The sequence below is a fragment of the Sinorhizobium terangae genome, assembly GCF_009601505.1.
In the GTDB taxonomy this organism is placed as follows: Bacteria; Pseudomonadota; Alphaproteobacteria; order Rhizobiales; family Rhizobiaceae; genus Sinorhizobium; species Sinorhizobium terangae.
In genome coordinates, this window is sequence record NZ_WITC01000027.1 from 22,343 (window position 1) to 38,314 (window position 15,972).

Genomic DNA, 15,972 nt, shown 5'->3' on the forward strand with positions numbered 1-15,972 from the left:
GCGTAACCGCGGCGGCCTGCGCCTGTTCACAGCCGGATATCGCCTCTTTCCTCGGCAGCGACCTTTCCGCTAACATGACGATCATCCCAGTCGCGGTTCTCCGCCAAATTGCCGGAAATATTCCATGTTTCAGTCCTTCGAAGTCACCTCCACGCCTCAGTTCGGCAAGGAGCGCACCGCCGCTCTGCGCGCCGTCTTCCCGGCCCTTGGCATTGACGGCTTCCTCGTGCCGCGCGCCGACGAATTCCAGGGCGAGTATGTGCCGGCTTCGTCCGAGCGCCTTTCCTGGTTGACCGGCTTCACCGGCTCCGCCGGCGTTGCGCTTGTCACGCAGCGTGAAGCGATCGTCTTCGTCGATGGACGCTATGTGACCCAGCTCAAGGAGCAGGTGGACGGCAGCGTCTTCACGGGGGGTGACCTTATCGGCGAGCCGCCGCATGTCTGGCTGGAGGCTCATGCGCCGAAAGGCTTCCGCCTCGGCATCGACCCGTGGCTTCATACCGGCGCCGAGGTCCTCAAGCTGCAGAAGGCGCTCGCGGCGGTCGGCGGCGCGCTGGTCTTCCTCGATCACAACCCGCTCGACAAAATCTGGACCGGCCGGCCCGCAGCTCCCCTTGGCCGGGTGACGATCCAGCCGAGCGAGCATGCCGGCCAACTGGCGAAGGACAAGATTGCCGCGATCGCTGCCGGCCTTGAAGCCAAGGCGGCCGCTGTCGTCCTCACCGACCCCTCCTCGGTCGCCTGGACCTTCAATATCCGCGGCAGCGACGTGCCGCACACGCCGCATCCGCTTGCCCGCGCGATCATCCATGCGGACGGCCGCGCCGAGATCTTCCTCGATAAGCGCAAGACCGGCATCGAACAGGAAGCCTATCTGACCCAGCTTGCCGAAATCACCGCTCCGGCGAGTTTCGAGGACCGGCTGGCGGCGCTCGCGACGACTGGTGCGGCGATCATGATCGATCCGGACCTTGCGCCCTTCGCCATCGGTGAACTGATCCGCGAGAAAGGCGGCTCGGTCGTCGGCGCAGTCGATCCGGCCCGCCTCCCCCGCGCCCGCAAGAACGCCGCCGAGATCCAGGGATCGGCGCGCGCGCATCTACAGGACGGCGCCGCGATGGTCGAATTCCTCGCCTGGCTTGACCAGACCGAGCCCGGCAGCGTGACCGAGATCGCCGCAACGGAAAGGCTGGAGGCCCTGCGCGCGACCGTCGGCGAGCGCATGCAGAATCCGCTGAAGGACATTTCCTTCGACACGATTGCGGGCGCCGGCTCACACGCGGCGATCATGCATTACCGCGTGACGACGGACACGGACCGGACAATTGAGCCCGGAACCATGTTCCTGATCGATTCCGGCGCGCAATATATCAACGGCACGACCGATATCACCCGAACGGTTGCGATCGGTGCCGTTCCGGAAGAGCAGAAGCGCTTCTTCACATTGGTGCTGAAAGGCATGATCGCGATCAGCACGGCGCGCTTCCCCAAGGGTTCGCGCGGTGTCGATCTCGATCCCCTCGCCCGCATCGCGCTCTGGAAAGCCGGCGCCGACTATGCCCACGGCACCGGCCATGGCGTCGGCTCCTATCTTTCCGTGCATGAGGGACCGCAGCGCATCGCCCGGCTTTCGACGCAAGAGCTGCTGCCGGGCATGATCCTTTCCAATGAGCCCGGCTACTATCGTCCGGGCGCCTTCGGCATCCGCATCGAAAACCTCGTCGTCGTCCGGGAAGCCTCGGAGATCGAAGGCGGCGACCTGCCGATGCTCGGCTTCGACACGCTGACCTACTGCCCGATCGACCGGCGCCTCGTCCTCCCTTCGCTGTTGACCGACGAGGAGCTTGGCTGGCTGAACGCCTATCATGCCGAAACGCGCGACAAGCTCATGCCGCTCATCGCCAGCGACGACACACGCCACTGGCTGGAAGCCGCCACCGACGTGATCGCGCGATAGAACTTGCATTGTTTCAAAGAGTTAGAGCGATTCCAGGAAAAGCGTGTGGCGGCATAAATTGTGTAATATCAAATAGCTAGATCGCTTCGCGAGTTCATTCAAACAGTGAAAACGATCTAATCGCCACAGAAATAGGAGTCTTTTCGCGAACCGGCGTCGCGAAACTTCGTGACAAGTAAAGGACGCGGGGAGGCCCGGCGGCGTAGGTTGGGGGCTACAGGGGGCGGCCGGGCCTCGGTTGGGAGGTACGATGTCTCTACCAACGATACTGTTATATTTCCCGCGCCACTCCGGCGTAACCCGGAAATTTTACGGGATTGCACGCTTGGTTTGAAAATCGTCATTCGCCAAGCGTGAAAGGCCGGGCCACGCGGCACCCTCGAGGCCTGACCGATCGTTCGCGGAATTTTCAAAGCTGAAAGGCCGGGGCGATTCCCGGCTCTTCCATTCAGATTCCCAGCATTTTCTTCGCCTCGCCGAGCGCTGCCTCCGAGCCTGCGTGATCGCCGGACTGGTGCAACTGTTCGCCCTGCTGGCGCAACTGCTTGACCTTGGCCATGTCGGCTTCAGAAAGGGAGGCGTTCGGCAGGGCGGCGTCAATCGCCGCCATCATGGTGGGGCACTGATTGGCGAAGGCCGTTACAGGTGCGAGCGCCAAAAGAAGGGCAATTGAAATCCTGATAATCATGGGGTCGCTCCTCCAGAGCCGGAGGGCTGATGCCTCTCCGGCAACCAAAAGATGATAGCCCAGTGTCGGTTCAGCGCCAATGGTGGGCGCCCGACTAGCACTGTCCGGCAGCCGGGAGGACGAGAGAACTACAGAACCACGTGCCGGATCACCATCACCACGGCCCAGCCGACAAGCAGCATCCGGAGTGTCGAGAAGCGCAGTCCGATCGCGAAGGCGACGAGCATCGACACCGCGACATCGAAGCCACCATAGACAAAGGCCGGTGCAACCAGCGTCGTCAGGACCGCCGCCGGGACGGCGTTCAGCGCCGCTTCGAGCCGCGGTGGAATGCGCTTCAACTGGGTGATCAGCACATAGCCGCCGAACCGGGTCGCGAAGGTGGCGAGTGCGGCGGCAACGATCAGGTAGATCAGGTTGAGGTGCTGTGCGTCCACGGCTCAGGCCTCCTTTTTCACGGGCGCCGGCCCTTGCCTCAGGCGATGCTCCGGCGGCAAGACGGCCGCGAGTAGGATGCCCGCAAGCGCGCCGATACTGACATGCCAGGGCGAGCCGACGAAATGCATCGCGGCAACGGAGGCGACGGCGCTGGTGGCGACCACGGGCAGGAAGCGATCGCGTGTGCGGAAGCCGAGCACGAGCCCGAGGAAATAGATCGGCAGGAGCACATCGAGGCCGATCGCCTTCGGATCGCCGATCAACTGGCCGAACAGTGCGCCGACCAGCGTGTTGAGGATCCACGGGAAATAGATCACGAGCCCGAAGCCGAGATACCAGGAAAAGGTCACCGGCAGACCGCGCTCCGCCCGCCTTTCGCTTTCGGCATATTGCGGATCGACCAGCAGGAAGAAAGCCATGAGCTTCTGGGCGAGCGTGAAGTGGCGGATGTGCTTTGCGATCGAGGCGGAATAAAGCACGTGACGGAAATTGACCGCGAAGACCGAAAGCACGACCAGCCACGGCTGCACATTGTTGCCGAAGAGTTCGATGCCGACCATCTGGCTGGCGCCCGCATAGACGGTGGCGCTCATGAACACCGCATCGGCAACCGAAAAACCGTTATCGACCGCAAGCGCACCGAAGAGCGCGCCGAAGGGCGACGCGGAAAGCATGACGGGAAAGCCCGTCCGCAGGCCCGCACGGAAATCGTCTCTGTTCATGATCATCCTCCGCCGAAACCGGAGGCATGTCCGCGAACCGGCATGGGGACAGATAGGGGCTGCCGCACCCGACGACAATTCAATTGCGCTGATACAGTGATTGAATTTTCTGATGGTTGAATGGCAACTGCCAGGCTCGGTGCAGCTGCTGCACCTGGGGCACGATCATCCGGCGACATACCGTTTTGCTCGCATTTCTGCCCCTCATCCCGCTACCGCGACCTTCTCCCCGCGCGCGGGGAGAAGGTTAGGGTGAGGGGGCAAAGATTGCGATCGTGCAGTGATCAGCGTTTCAACTGGAACGTATGCTCGATAGCCGGGAAGGTCCGCGCCTTCACCTCGTTGGCATAGTCCTCGACCGCCTTCGAGATCGCTGGAGCGAGCTCGGCGAAATGCTTGACGAAGCGCGGCTTGAAATCGTTGAAGATGCCGAGCATGTCGTCGGAGACGAGGATCTGGCCGTCGCAGGCGGGGGATGCGCCGATGCCGATGGTCGGCGAACGCAGGGTAGCGGTAATCTCGCGCGCGACCGGTTCGACCGTGCCTTCGACGACGATGGCGAAGGCGCCGGCATCGTCGATCGCTTTGGCGTCGCGGCGGATCTTCGCCACTTCCTTCTCGTTGCGGCCGACCGAACGGTAGCCACCGGTGGTGTTGACGAGCTGCGGCATCAGGCCGACATGGCCGAGCACCGGAATGCCGCGGCTGACGAGGAAATCGACCGTCTCGGCCATTTCCGCCCCGCCTTCCAGCTTCACCGCGCTGCAGCCGGTTTCCTTCAGGATGCGCGCGGCGCTGCGGAAAGCCTGCTCCTTCGATTCCTGATAAGAGCCAAAGGGAAGATCAACGACGATGCAGGAGCGCTCGGAACCGCGCATCACCGCCTGGCCATGCGCGATCATCATGTCGAGCGTGACGCCGACTGTGGTGTCGAGGCCATAGAGCACCATGCCGAGCGAATCGCCGACGAGCAGGAAATCGACGTGCGGATCAAGCAGGCGCGCGATCGGCGTCGTATAGGCGGTGAGGCTGACGATCGGGCGTTCACCCTTCAGGGCTTCGATATTGGCGGGGCTCAGCCGCCGCTTCGCGGTGTGTACGCTCATTCTCAGGCTACCTTTGCAAAATGGGCGGATTTCGGTGCGATCACACGGTTGTCGAGCAGCTTCGTGGTACCGAAGCGGACGAACAGCAAGAGCAGAACCGGTTTCTCGCCGATTTCCTCGATCGGTTCCAGCGTTTCCGGATCGCGCAACGCGACGACCTCCGGTCGCGCCAGCGGTTCTGTGGACAGAAAGTCGAGAACACCTTTCTCGACGGCAGCAGGGTCGGTCAGGCCGCTGGCGATCAGCCGTTCGGCCTCGCCCAGCGCCTTGGGCACAATCGCCGCGGCGCGACGCTCGTCGGTGGTCAGATAGACATTGCGCGACGAGCAGGCGAGCCCATCGGCCTCGCGCACCGTCGGCACGCCGGTCACCGAGACGGGCTGCGCCAGATCCTCGACCATGCGGCGGATGATCTGGAGCTGCTGGAAATCCTTCTCGCCGAAATAGGCGCGGTCCGGCTGAACGATATTGAAGAGCTTGGTGACGACCGTCGCGACGCCGGCGAAATGGCCTGGCCGGACCGAACCCTCGAGCTCCGAGCCGAGCTTCGGCACGTCGACCACGGCCTCCATCGGACGCGGATACATGTCGGAAACACCGGGCGCGAAGAGAAAATCGACGCCGCCCTCGGCAAGCATCGCCTGGTCGCGCGCAAGATCGCGCGGGTATTTGGCAAGATCTTCGCTCGGTCCGAACTGCAGGGGATTGACGAAGATGCTGGCGACGACCACGTCGTTCTCACCGCGCGCGCGGCGGACAAGTTCCATGTGGCCGACGTGAAGATAGCCCATGGTGGGGACCAGACCGATACTCTTGCCCGCGCGCCGATGCTCGGCGAGAGCCGCGCGCAGTTCGGCGATGGTGGTGATCGTTTTCATCTTCGGACCCTCCAATCCGCCGGGGCGCGGGCGTACGCGCCCCGTTTCGCCATATGGCCCCTTGTGAGCCCCGCGAAAAAGGCAACTGCACAAATTTTGGCTTGCAAAGCTCTATCTTGTGCAGCGCAAAAAGACAAATGGAAATGGTGCGTGAAGCCGGATTGCAGGGTCCAAAAAGCAGGCCGGATCAGCGGCCTACCCGATTTCAATCGAACTTGACGAGATTCAGCGCGGGCAACGGACCGCCGGGAAACTGCGTGAGCTTTCCGCCAACCGAGAGCGGGCCGAGATCGATGCCGAAGAAGCCCAGCCGGTCGATCAGCGCGCCGACCTCCGCCTTGGCGGCGGCGTCATCGCCGGAAAAGAAGAGCACGCGGCGGCCGCCTTCTGCCTTCGGATCGCCGGAAACGAGGTGTGGCTGCAGATGATTGAGGGCCTTGACGACGCGCGCACCCGGGACGAGGCCGGCGAAGACCTCACTCGAGAGCCGACCCTTGAGCTCGGCGGGCTTGAAGAGCGGCGCTTCGATCGGATTGTTTGCGTCGATGACGATCCGGCCGTTCCAATCCGGCAGACCGGAAAGCGCCTTGGGCAGCTTCGACCAGGTGACCGCGACCAGCACGAGATCGGCGCTTGCGGCCTCTTCGCGTGTTCCTGCGGTGATGTAAGGGGCGAGTTCGCCGGCAAGCGCTTTCAGGCTCTCCGGCCCACGGCTGTTGGAAATGATCGCCGGGATCTCCGCCCGGGCGAGCGCCCTGGCAACGGCCGCCCCGATGTTGCCGGATCCGATGATGCCAATGGACATGGCGACTTCCTTTCAAGTTGCCAGTCGCTGCGACCTGAGGCGGTGAAGCCGCCGCCAGCGACGATGTCGGCGCCCGTGATGAAGGCGGCATCGGGGCTCGACAGAGAGGCAACGACGCTCGCGATCTCGTCCGACTTACCATGGCAGCCGATCCGGGCCGACGATCGTGGAGACCGGCCCGCCGTCGGCGTTCATGTCGGTGACGTTCAGACCGGGATCGCGCACCAGCTGCAGGTGAAGCCGGCGACCGCACCTCGGTCAACTGCAAAGCGAGGCGGTCGGCGTAGCGACATCGAGCTGCCGACATGGATAACGCGCCCGCCCGCCTTCGTGTTGCGCACCGCCTCCTGCGTGGCAACGAAGACGCCGGTGACATTGACCGCGATCATGCGATTGTAACCCGCCTCGGTGATCTCGTCGATCGGACCGTCGAACGCGAGCGGCCGGCGGAACGTTTGCCGGAAGCATCGGCTGAACTGCGGTTGAAAGCCGCTGCGCGAGCACCAGTTTAAACTCGTCTCCGCCTGTCGGCTGGCGAAGCCGCGTTTCGTCCTTGGTTCGTAGAAACAACTATCCGTCACGAGGAACGTCCCATGCGCATGATTTTTGTAAACCTGCCCGTCAAAAACCTGGAAGCCTCCCGGACCTTCTTTTCCGCCCTCGGCTTCACCTTCAACGAGCAGTTCTCGGACGACACGGCCGCCTGCATGGTGATCGACGACAATATCTTCGCCATGCTGCTGACCGAGCCTAAATTCCGCAACTTTATCACCGGGGAGATCAGCGACACGGCCAAGGGCACGGAAGTCATCACCGCCCTTTCCGCCACAAGCCGCGCCGAGTGCGACGACATGCTTGCCAAGGCGCTCGCCGCCGGCGCCAAGCCGTGGAAGCCGGCAATCGACTACGGCTCGATGTACGGAATCAGCTTCCAGGATCTCGATGGCCATGTCTGGGAATTCATGTGGATGGACATGTCGGCCGAGCAGGCGGCGTGACTGGCTGAGCCAGTGCGGAAAACGGCGCGCTGGAAATGCCCAGCCGCTCAAGAGTCTCTTTGCGACGCCGACGCGTCCGCGTCGCGATAGACTCAAATCGCGCCCTAGCATGCCGCTGCTGCGCTTCCTACCCGCCGATCAGCGCCAGCCACTCGTCCTCGTCCATGGTCTGGACGCCAAGTTCGCGCGCCTTGTCGAGCTTCGAGCCGGCACCCGGTCCTGCGACGACGATGTCGGTCTTCTTCGACACCGAGCCGGCTACTTTTGCGCCGAGGCTTTCCGCTTTTGCCTTGGCCTCGTCGCGCGTCATCTTTTCGAGCGAGCCGGTGAAGACCACCGTCTTGCCCGCAACCGGACTGCCGGTTGTAACCGGCATCTCCGCGCTTTCCGGCGTCACCTCTTCCAGGAGCCGTGAAACGACCTCGACGTTGCGCGGCTCCTTGTAGAACTCGACGATGGCGCGGGCGACGACCTCGCCGATGCCGTCGATGCTGTTGAGCTCGTTCCAGGCGTCGCCGGCAAAACTGCCCGCCTCGACCATCGCCGCGCCAAAGTGATCGTAGCTGCCATAGGAGCGGGCGAGCAGCTTCGCGGTCGTTTCGCCCACGTGGCGAATGCCGAGCGCGTAAATGAAGCGGTGGAGCGCGATCGAGCGGCGCGTGTTGATCGCCTCGAAAAGCTTTCTGACGCTGACCTTTCCAAAACCCTCGATGTTTTCAAGCTTGGTGAGCGAGACCTCCTGGCGGCGCTCCAGCGTGAAGATCTCCGGCGCGGTGCGGATCCTCAGCTTCTCGTCCTCGCTTTCGAAGAAGAATTCGATCTGCTTGGAGCCAAGCCCCTCGATGTCGAAGGCATTGCGCGAGACGAAGTGCTTCAGGTGCTCGACCGCCTGCGCCCGGCACACGAAGCCGCCGGTGCAGCGGCGCACGGCATCCAGCTTGCCGGATTTCTCGTTGATGTCGCGCACCGCGTGGCTGCCGCAGACAGGGCATGTGGTCGGGAACTTGTAAGGCTCGGCGCCTTCCGCACGTTCGCCCATCACCACGTCGACGATTTGAGGGATGACATCCCCAGCCCGCTGCACGATGACCATGTCGCCGATGCGGATGTCGCGCCCTTCGCGGATCGACTCGCCGCGATTGCCGACACCGCGGATATAGTCCTCGTTGTGCAAGGTCGCGTTGGTTACCACCACGCCGCCGACGGTGATCGGCTCAAGCCGCGCAACTGGCGTCAGCGCGCCAGTGCGGCCGACCTGGATGTCGATGCCCTTGAGCCGCGTGAAGGCTTGCTCGGCCGGGAACTTGTGCGCCGTCGCCCATCGCGGCGAGCGCGAGCGGAAGCCGAGGCGCGCCTGCAGGTCGAGCCGGTCGACCTTGTAGACGACGCCGTCGATATCGTAGTCGAGATCGGGCCGCTCGCGCTCGATGTGGTGATAGTGCTCCAGCAATTCGTCCGCAGAAGCGAAACGCTGTATCAGCGGATTGACCGGAAAGCCCCAGGCCTTGAACGTCTCGACCATGCCGAGCTGAGTATCGGCCGGCATCGCCGACATCTCGCCCCAGGCATAGGCGAAGAACCGGAGCTTACGGCTCGCCGTCACCTTGGCGTCGAGTTGCCGGAGCGAGCCGGAGGCGGTGTTGCGCGGGTTGACGTAGAGCGGCCTGCCTTGCGCCGCCATTTCGGCATTGAGCGCGGCGAAGTCCGACTTCGCCATATAGATCTCGCCGCGCACTTCGACGACATCTGGGGCGTCGGCCGGAAGGCTATTGGGGATCATGCCGATCGTGCGGACATTGGCGGTGACGTTTTCGCCGGTCGTGCCGTCGCCGCGTGTCGCGGCCGTCACAAGCCGCCGGTTTTCATAGCGCAGCGACATCGAAAGCCCGTCGATCTTCGGCTCGGCGGTAAAGGCGATCGAATGGTCCGGAAGCCGCCCGAGGAAGCGATAGACGCCGGCGACGAAATCGCGAGCGTCTTCGTCCGAGAATGTGTTGTCGAGCGACAGCATCGGCCGTGCATGGACGACCGGCTGGAAGGTGAGCGACGGAGCCGCGCCGACCTTGCGCGAAGGGCTGTCCTCGCGGATGAGCGCGGGGAACCGCTCCTCGATCAGGTCGTTCCGCCGCTTCAGCGCGTCGTAGTCGGCATCCGAGATTTCGGGTGCATCCTGCCCATGATAAAGCGCGTCGTGACGGGCAAGCTCCGCCGCGAGAAAGGCGAGCTCTTCGGCCGCTTCCGTTTCAGTCAATTGCTCGACGGGTTTTCTTTCACTCAACATGGGCGACGACTCCGGATTGGGGAGTCGTTTTTACTGCATGATTCCTTAAAGCGGAATCCGCTTTAAGGATAGAATGATGCAGCAATTCAAAGTGCTACAGCAATCTTCTGCGTTCTCAAGAGATACGGCGCTGTAGCGTGATCGGCGCTATGGAAAATCAGCTGTGATCAGCCGCTTCCGGCAAGCAACCGCGCTGCTGCCGCCCTCGCCTCCTCGGTGATCGAGGCGCCGGCAAGCATGCGGGCGATTTCTTCCGTACGCGCCCTGTCGTCCATGCGGGCGACGCGGGTGGCGATCATTTCGGATTTTTCCGCCGACGGGCCCTTGGAGATCAGAAGATGCGTCGCCGCGCGCGCCGCCACTTGCGGCGCATGGGTGACGGACAGCACCTGGACATTCCTGGAAAGCCGCTTCAGCCGCTGGCCGATGGCATCCGCAACCGCCCCGCCGACGCCGGTGTCGATTTCGTCGAAGACGAGTGTCGGCGCCGAGCCGCGATCGGCAAGCGCCACTTTCAGCGCCAAAAGGAAGCGCGATAGCTCGCCACCGGAGGCGACTTTCATGATCGGCCCTGGCCGGGTGCCGGGGTTTGTCTGGACATGGAATTCGACGACATCGATGCCGTCGGCAGTCGGTGACGACGGATCGCTCGCGACCTCGACCATGAAACGCGCCCGTTCGAGCTTCAATGCCGGCAGTTCCGCCATCACTGCCGCCGAAAGCGCGTCTGCAGTGTGGCGGCGCTTCTCCGACAGCGACCGGGCCGCGGCATCGAACGCCGCCCTTGCCTCCCCCACCTGCACTTCCAGCTGCTTCAACTTCTCCTCGCCGGCATCGAGATCGGCGAGGTCGGCGATCATGCGGACAGCAAGCGCCGGCAGTTCCGTAACCGGAACCGAATATTTGCGGCTTGCAGCACGCAGCGCGAAGAGCCGCTCCTCGGCGCGCTCCAGTTCCTTCGGATCGAATTCGGTGTTGCGCAGCGCCCGCTCCACCGCCATCTGCGCGTCCGAAAGCTGGTTCAACGCTCCATCCAGAAGCTCCACGGTCTCTTCGAGGAGCCCCGGGGCCTCATGGCTCTTGCGCTCGAGCCGCCGGACCAACGAGGCGATTAGCGGAACGGGCGAAGTATTGCCGCTGAGAAATTCCGAGGCCTCGCTGATATCGCCGGCGATCCGCTCAGCCTTCATCATCCGCGCGCGGGCTTCGGCCAGTTCCTCCTCTTCGCCGTCGCGCGGCGAAAGTGTCTCCAGCTCTTCGACCGAGGAGCGCAGATAGTCGGCTTCGCGCGCCGCCGCCTCGACGCGCTCGCGGTGTTTCTTGAGATTGCGTTCCGCGTCCCGCCAGCCGCGGTAAAGCGCACCAACCTCTTCCGCCGCCTCCGATGTCCCTCCGAAAGCATCGAGCAGCGCGCGGTGCGCATCGGTGTCGACCAGCGCCCGGTCATCATGCTGGCCGTGGATTTCGACGAGCGTCTGGCCGAGCTGACGCATCAGTTGCACGCTGACCGGCTGGTCGTTGACGAAAGCTTTGGTACGGCCATCGGTCGACTGCACGCGGCGGAAAATCAGATCACCGTCGTCGTCGATGCCGTTTTCGCGGAGCATCAGCCGCGCCGCGTGGCCGGTCGGGACATCGAAGACCGCGGTCACTTGTCCCTTGTCCTCGCCGTGGCGCACGAGCGAGCCGTCGCCGCGGCCGCCGAGCGCCAGCGACAGGCTGTCGAGAAGGATGGATTTGCCCGCGCCGGTTTCGCCGGTCAGCACGGAGAGCCCGGCTTCGAAGGTGAGGTCAAGCCGTTCGATCAGGACGATATCGCGGATCGAGAGCTGCGCGAGCATCCGGTTTCAGATCTTCCTTGTCGAGCGCCGAGCAGGTCAGGCGCCGATGAGCCTCTTGCCTGCGCGCGCAATCCAGGACGTACCGCTTTCGCGCGGCTCAAGTCCGCCCGACTGCAGCAGTTTGTAGGAATCGGCATACCACTGGCTGTCCGGATAATTGTGCCCGAGCACCGCCGCCGCAGTCTGCGCTTCCGCCGTTACACCCATGGCGTAATAGGCCTCGACGAGTCGGGCAAGCGCTTCTTCGACCTGGTTCGTATTCGGATACTGCTCGACTACCGTGCGGAACCGCGAAACGGCCGCAAGATATTCCTTGCGCTCGAGATAGTAGCGACCGACCTGCATTTCCTTGCCGGCGAGCTGGTCGCGGGCGAAACGGATCTTCGCCTGGGCGTCCTCGACATAGTCCGAGTCCGGATATTTATCGATGACCGTCTGCATCGCCTCAATCGCCTTCGAGGCCGCCTTCTGGTCCTGCGTTACCGACGGAATCTGCTTCGTATAGGCGAGACCCTGAATATATTGCGCATAGGCCGCATCGTCCGATTGCGGGTAGAGGTTCAGATAGCGGCTGGTGGCGTTGATTGCGTCCTGATACTGGCCGTTGCGGTAGGCGACGAAGGCGTTCATCACCAGAGCCTTGCGGGCGTACTCGGAAAACGGGTGCTGGCGGTCGAGCGCTTCGAACTTGCGCGCCGCTTCCGTCGTCTTGCCGGCGTTAAGGTTGGCAAGGCCCTGGTTGTAGAGCACCTCCGGCGGATCGGTTTCCGCCGCGAGCTTGGTGATATCGATATCCGGGTCGTTCTGGCAGGCTGTGATCAGGCTGCTGCCAACCACAGCCGCAACAACGACCGCGGCAACGCGCACTGATTTTCTCATATCGAGCGAAACTGCAAGAACCATCGAATATTCCCGTTTCATTCGGCGGACCGCATCCCGCCAGACCTGCGCGTTTTAGAGCAAGTTGCCTCAAGATCGCAATGTCATGATCAGCAATTCATGCAAATTTGTGGCGGTATGCAGTGCTTTGCGCGTTTTCCACGGATAAAAGCCGTCCAATACTTGGCGCGGAAGGATATCTCGGCTCCCAAATGGGCTGCCGAGAATCACCCCGCACAATGAAAATGCCGGCCTTTCGGCCGGCGACTGGAGAAGAACTGACTTTTATTGTTATGCGGACCAGGGCGCAAAGCCCGGAGCTGCGACGGCGACCATGTCGCGCGAGCGGGTGCGCTGACGCGGTGTTGCCGTTTCGACGACCTCGTAGGCGGTGGGGTCGCTCAGCAGGGCCTTCAGCGCGTTCGCATTCATCTTATGGCCGCCGCGATAGGAGCGATAGCAGCCGATGAACGGAGCGCCGGCCAGCGAAAGATCGCCGACGGCATCAAGGGTCTTGTGGCGCACGAACTCGTCCGCATAACGCAGCCCTTCGACATTGACCACCGTGTTGTCGTCCGAGATCACCACCGAGTTTTCGAGCGACGAACCAAGCGCAAAGCCGCCGGCCCACAGCCGTTCGACGTCGCGCATGAAGCCGAAGGTGCGTGCGCGCGACAGTTCCCGCTTGAAGACGGAAGGCGTCATGTCGCCCTTCCAGGCCTGGCGGCCAATCAGCGGGCAGTCGAAGTCGATCTCGACCTCGAAGCGCATGCCGTCATAGGGCGTGAACTCCGACCAGGAAGCGCCCGAGTCGATGCGTACCGGCTTGATGATGCGGATATAGCGGCGCTTGACGGCCAGTGCCCTCAGGCCGACCTGTTCGATCGCGTCGATGAATGGCTCGGAGCTGCCGTCCATGATCGGCATTTCAGCGCCATGAACCTCGACGAGCAGGTTATCGAGACCGAGCGCATAGATCGCTGCCATTACATGTTCGACCGTGGCGATCGACGTTGCCGACGAGAAGCCGAGAACCGTGCAGAGGTCGGTGTTGCCGACCTGCGACGAGACGGCTCTGAACTCGGCAACGCGGCCGCCGGCGAGAACGCGCTGAAACACGATGCCGGCGTCGGCCTCCGCCGGATGGAAGGTGATCGACACTTCCGCGCCGGAATGGACGCCAATTCCCTTCAGCGTTACCGGGTTCGCAATCGTCGTCTGAAACCCGAGGAGCTCAATTCCCATTCTCGTCTTCACTTTCACTCTATGCGGCCCTGGCACTCGATAAGCCATCGGCCAAACGCACGAGGGAAGCAGCGATGCTCAAGGCGCAAGTCGGACGTTCCGAGGAACGGCCCCGATTGGCCGAAACCTCGAATCTCCGAACTAACAGCGCCCGATCGAATCGTATGCGTCCCCAATTCCGATGCTGAAAATATGATTTTGGAGGCACCATTCCAAATCACTGTTCGTTTCGCATTGTTACGCAATTGTCATGCGCGCAACATAATTTGCAAGCCATTGAAATAACGAATAAAATCGAAAAATGCCCGGGCGGTTGCCCGGGCATTCGGCAAGGTGAAGGAACAGTCCTTCAAAATCAGTTCGACTGGCGGCGAAGGAATGCCGGGATTTCGAGCTGATCATCTTCGTGCGAGCGCGCCTGCGGCGAGACGCGGCCGTGATCGTCAAGTTGACCGCGACGCGGTGCGTAAAGGCTCGCTTCCGGCGAAAGCGGGCGGCGCTGCTGGGACGCAGGGCTCGGCGCTGCCGCCGTCATGTCGGCCGACACACCGTGGTCGTCATCGTCGCGGCGGGAAAGCGAATTGGTGATTCGCTTCAGGAGCCCCATCGGCCCGCGCTCTTCCTGGTGAGTAGGGGCGGCATGCGCGCGGTGATCAATCTCAGCCTTCACGACCGGAGGAAAATCCTCGACCTTCGGCATGCGCACCGGTTCGGCATGCTGGCGCATGACCGGAGCAGGCTCGTGGCGAACCGGCTGCGGCTGCACCTGCGGCTGGACCTGTGCCTGCACCGGCATTTCGACCGGACGCTGCACCGGCGGGGCCTGACGCACTACGGGAGCGGCCTCCACCGGCGCGGCGCCGGCGAAAAGTTTGCTTTGGGGCCGAAAGGCTTCTTCCTGCACGTGCTGTACCGGCGCGGCGACCTGGGCACGGGTGGCGATATCGAGCTCGCGCTCCATCTCGGCCTCGCGGATTGCAAGCGCGATCTGGTCGACGGTGTTTTGCTGCGGCACGGGCTGAGCGACCGGCTGCGGCTGCGGTGCCGGCGGCTGGTGCTGGGCGGCCGGCTGCGGCTGGGCCGGGATTGCGGCGGACGGGCGTACGATCGGCTTCGGCGCTACCGGACGAAAGTCAGCAGTGCGACCGGCCACCTCCGCAGCCGTGCGATCGATACCGGTTGCAACAACGGAAACGCGGATCAGGCCTTCGAGTTCTTCATCGAAGGTGGCGCCAAGGATGATGTTGGCGTCCGGATCCACTTCCTCGCGGATGCGTGTTGCAGCCTCGTCGACCTCGAAGAGCGTGAGGTCGCGACCGCCGGTGATGGAAATGAGCAGGCCCTGCGCACCCTTCATCGAGGTTTCGTCGAGCAGCGGGTTGGCGATTGCAGCCTCGGCGGCGGCCATTGCGCGGCCTTCGCCCGATGCTTCGCCGGTGCCCATCATGGCGCGGCCCATTTCGCGCATCACCGAGCGGACGTCGGCGAAGTCGAGGTTGATCAGGCCTTCCTTGACCATGAGGTCGGTGATGCAGGCAACACCCGAATAGAGGACCTGGTCGGCCATGGCGAAGGCGTCCGCGAAGGTCGTCTTGTCATTGGCGATGCGGAAGAGGTTCTGGTTCGGGATGACGATCAGCGTGTCGACCGACTTCTGCAGTTCGGCAATGCCCTGATCGGCAAGCCGCATGCGGCGCTGGCCTTCGAAGTGGAACGGCTTGGTGACGACGCCGACGGTCAGGATGCCCTTGTTGCGGGCCGCCTGGGCGACGATCGGAGCCGCACCCGTGCCGGTGCCGCCGCCCATGCCGGCGGTAACGAAGCACATGTGCGTGCCATTCAGGTGATCGATGATCTCGTCGATGCACTCCTCGGCGGCCGCGCGGCCGACTTCGGGCTGCGAGCCGGCGCCGAGACCTTCGGTAACCGCAACACCCATCTGGATGATCCGTTCAGCCTTGGTCATGGTAAGCGCCTGCGCGTCCGTGTTGGCGACGACGAAGTCGACGCCCTGCAGGCCCGCGGTGATCATGTTATTGACGGCGTTGCCGCCGCCGCCACCGACGCCGAAGACCGTGATGCGGGGCTTCAGCTCGGTAATATCCGGCTTTTGCAAGTTGATGGTCATATCACT

General features: G+C 63.2%; 14 protein-coding genes. 2 read left to right on the forward strand and 12 right to left on the reverse strand.

Annotated features, from left to right (window positions below):
- Nucleotides 1-124 precede the first annotated feature (124 nt).
- Entirely contained in the window at nt 125-1,957 is a 1,833-nt protein-coding gene (locus tag GHK62_RS05630; RefSeq protein WP_153437341.1) for an aminopeptidase P family protein, read from the forward strand.
- Nucleotides 1,958-2,405: 448 nt separating this feature from the next.
- Here GHK62_RS05630 and GHK62_RS05635 read toward each other — a convergent pair whose 3' ends face one another.
- The 7 genes from GHK62_RS05635 to GHK62_RS34810 form a co-directional block, all read right to left on the reverse strand.
- A complete protein-coding gene (locus tag GHK62_RS05635; RefSeq protein WP_153437342.1) occupies nt 2,406-2,645 on the reverse strand; it encodes a hypothetical protein in 240 nt (79 codons plus the stop codon).
- Nucleotides 2,646-2,773: 128 nt separating this feature from the next.
- Nucleotides 2,774-3,082 carry an AzlD family protein gene (locus tag GHK62_RS05640; RefSeq protein WP_184108544.1) on the reverse strand — a complete coding sequence of 103 codons (309 nt, stop codon included), beginning with the start codon at nt 3,080-3,082 and terminating at the stop codon, nt 2,774-2,776.
- A gap of 3 nt (nt 3,083-3,085) precedes the next feature.
- Nucleotides 3,086-3,805 carry an AzlC family ABC transporter permease gene (locus GHK62_RS05645; RefSeq protein ID WP_153437343.1) on the reverse strand — a complete coding sequence of 240 codons (720 nt, stop codon included), beginning with the start codon at nt 3,803-3,805 and terminating at the stop codon, nt 3,086-3,088.
- 284 nt (nt 3,806-4,089) lie between these two features.
- Entirely contained in the window at nt 4,090-4,911 is an 822-nt protein-coding gene (gene panB / locus GHK62_RS05650; RefSeq protein ID WP_153437344.1) for a 3-methyl-2-oxobutanoate hydroxymethyltransferase, read from the reverse strand.
- A gap of 2 nt (nt 4,912-4,913) precedes the next feature.
- Entirely contained in the window at nt 4,914-5,789 is an 876-nt protein-coding gene (gene panC, locus GHK62_RS05655) for a pantoate--beta-alanine ligase (RefSeq protein WP_153437345.1), read from the reverse strand.
- Nucleotides 5,790-5,994: 205 nt separating this feature from the next.
- Entirely contained in the window at nt 5,995-6,594 is a 600-nt protein-coding gene (locus GHK62_RS05660) for an NADPH-dependent F420 reductase (protein ID WP_153437346.1), read from the reverse strand.
- Between the two features lie 206 nt (nt 6,595-6,800).
- Nucleotides 6,801-7,175 (reverse strand): SDR family NAD(P)-dependent oxidoreductase, encoded by a 375-nt coding sequence (locus GHK62_RS34810; RefSeq protein ID WP_283061430.1) that lies wholly within the window; start codon nt 7,173-7,175, stop codon nt 6,801-6,803.
- 12 nt (nt 7,176-7,187) lie between these two features.
- On the opposite strand from GHK62_RS34810, the gene GHK62_RS05670 reads away from it, so the two are divergent.
- Nucleotides 7,188-7,592 (forward strand): VOC family protein, encoded by a 405-nt coding sequence (locus GHK62_RS05670; RefSeq protein WP_153437347.1) that lies wholly within the window; start codon nt 7,188-7,190, stop codon nt 7,590-7,592.
- A 127-nt stretch (nt 7,593-7,719) separates the two neighbouring features.
- Here the strand turns inward: GHK62_RS05670 and ligA are convergent, their stop codons facing one another.
- The 5 genes from ligA to ftsZ all read right to left on the reverse strand — a co-directional run bounded on the left by ligA (nt 7,720) and on the right by ftsZ (nt 15,966).
- The gene (gene ligA, locus GHK62_RS05675; RefSeq protein ID WP_153437348.1) at nt 7,720-9,873 is read right to left on the reverse strand and encodes an NAD-dependent DNA ligase LigA; all 2,154 of its coding nucleotides are present in this window, start codon (nt 9,871-9,873) and stop codon (nt 7,720-7,722) included.
- 167 nt (nt 9,874-10,040) lie between these two features.
- Nucleotides 10,041-11,714 (reverse strand): DNA repair protein RecN, encoded by a 1,674-nt coding sequence (gene recN / locus GHK62_RS05680; protein WP_153437349.1) that lies wholly within the window; start codon nt 11,712-11,714, stop codon nt 10,041-10,043.
- A gap of 36 nt (nt 11,715-11,750) precedes the next feature.
- A complete protein-coding gene (locus GHK62_RS05685) occupies nt 11,751-12,617 on the reverse strand; it encodes an outer membrane protein assembly factor BamD (RefSeq protein WP_153437350.1) in 867 nt (288 codons plus the stop codon).
- 267 nt (nt 12,618-12,884) lie between these two features.
- Nucleotides 12,885-13,838 carry a UDP-3-O-acyl-N-acetylglucosamine deacetylase gene (gene lpxC, locus GHK62_RS05690; protein ID WP_153437351.1) on the reverse strand — a complete coding sequence of 318 codons (954 nt, stop codon included), beginning with the start codon at nt 13,836-13,838 and terminating at the stop codon, nt 12,885-12,887.
- Between the two features lie 355 nt (nt 13,839-14,193).
- Complete coding sequence (ftsZ, locus tag GHK62_RS05695) at nt 14,194-15,966, reverse strand: cell division protein FtsZ (protein ID WP_153437352.1); 1,773 nt, start codon at nt 15,964-15,966, stop codon at nt 14,194-14,196.
- Nucleotides 15,967-15,972 lie beyond the last annotated feature (6 nt).

Excerpts from the sequence above, each read along its gene's own strand:
- GHK62_RS05670 (WP_153437347.1), top strand. The coding sequence starts at position 7,188 with ATGCGCATGATTTTTGTAAACCTGCCCGTCAAAAACCTGGAAGCCTCC.
- GHK62_RS05630 (WP_153437341.1), top strand. The coding sequence starts at position 125 with ATGTTTCAGTCCTTCGAAGTCACCTCCACGCCTCAGTTCGGCAAGGAG.
- GHK62_RS05645 (WP_153437343.1), bottom strand. The coding sequence starts at position 3,805 with ATGAACAGAGACGATTTCCGTGCGGGCCTGCGGACGGGCTTTCCCGTC.
- panC (WP_153437345.1), bottom strand. The coding sequence starts at position 5,789 with ATGAAAACGATCACCACCATCGCCGAACTGCGCGCGGCTCTCGCCGAG.
- panB (WP_153437344.1), bottom strand. The coding sequence starts at position 4,911 with ATGAGCGTACACACCGCGAAGCGGCGGCTGAGCCCCGCCAATATCGAA.
- GHK62_RS05660 (WP_153437346.1), bottom strand. The coding sequence starts at position 6,594 with ATGTCCATTGGCATCATCGGATCCGGCAACATCGGGGCGGCCGTTGCC.
- lpxC (WP_153437351.1), bottom strand. The coding sequence starts at position 13,838 with ATGGGAATTGAGCTCCTCGGGTTTCAGACGACGATTGCGAACCCGGTA.
- ftsZ (WP_153437352.1), bottom strand. The coding sequence starts at position 15,966 with ATGACCATCAACTTGCAAAAGCCGGATATTACCGAGCTGAAGCCCCGC.
- GHK62_RS05685 (WP_153437350.1), bottom strand. The coding sequence starts at position 12,617 with ATGGTTCTTGCAGTTTCGCTCGATATGAGAAAATCAGTGCGCGTTGCC.
- ligA (WP_153437348.1), bottom strand. The coding sequence starts at position 9,873 with ATGTTGAGTGAAAGAAAACCCGTCGAGCAATTGACTGAAACGGAAGCG.
- recN (WP_153437349.1), bottom strand. The coding sequence starts at position 11,714 with ATGCTCGCGCAGCTCTCGATCCGCGATATCGTCCTGATCGAACGGCTT.
- GHK62_RS05635 (WP_153437342.1), bottom strand. The coding sequence starts at position 2,645 with ATGATTATCAGGATTTCAATTGCCCTTCTTTTGGCGCTCGCACCTGTA.